Source organism: Serratia sp. ASV30, assembly GCF_016428815.1.
Lineage (GTDB): Bacteria > Pseudomonadota > Gammaproteobacteria > Enterobacterales > Enterobacteriaceae > Chania > Chania fonticola_C.
This window is the reverse complement of record NZ_JAELTL010000301.1, coordinates 1-226: the sequence shown is the minus strand read 5'-3', so window position 1 is coordinate 226 and position 226 is coordinate 1. Positions and strand designations below refer to the sequence as shown.

Sequence of the window (226 nt, the reverse complement as noted above, 5' to 3'; positions counted from 1 at the left end):
TGCCGTTGGCATCGGCCGTGGTGGAGCCAATGGCCTGGCCGTTGTCATAAACGGTCACCATGCTGCCCGCTTCCGCGCTGCCGCTCAGGGTCGGGGTATTGTCGTTGGTGACATCCCCTTTCTGCAACGCCCCCGTGTGCGGCTCGACGTTGTCCACCACGCTGGTGATTGCCGGCACGCCTGGAATGGTGATATCCACCGTCAGGTCGTAGGACGGGGTGCTTGG

The 226-nt window shown here is 63.7% G+C and carries 1 protein-coding gene; it reads right to left on the bottom strand.

The features are described from left to right. Positions 1-226: Ig-like domain-containing protein (locus JHD74_RS26545; RefSeq protein WP_199063971.1), on the bottom strand; the 226-nt coding region annotated here is incomplete at both ends.